General features: G+C 67.2%; 1 tRNA gene. It reads right to left on the bottom strand.

From position 1 onward, the window contains the following. Positions 1 to 77: 77 nt before the first annotated feature. Positions 78 to 168 (bottom strand) — tRNA-Arg (locus HV826_RS36655). Positions 169 to 204: the final 36 nt, after the last annotated feature.

Below are 204 nucleotides of genomic sequence, written 5' to 3'. Positions count from 1 at the left end.
GCCACGGCGCCATCAGCGGGAGCGGCACTTGCTCCATCCCCCGCCCGAATCCCCAGTGGGGACGGGCGGTTAGGATGTGACCCCGACAGGAATCGAACCTGTGGCCTGCGGTTTAGGAAACCGCCGCCAGGGTGCGGCGCGGTTTCCCCGGCCTTCCCCTGGCGTGCCAAGTCTTTGACTTCATTCACGGTGCAGCCCTCCTGG

Source organism: Myxococcus sp. AM010 (assembly GCF_013372585.1).
Taxonomy (GTDB): Bacteria; Myxococcota; Myxococcia; order Myxococcales; family Myxococcaceae; genus Myxococcus; species Myxococcus vastator.
The sequence above is the reverse complement of the archived record's forward strand: the minus strand, read 5'-3'. Positions and strand labels throughout refer to the sequence as shown.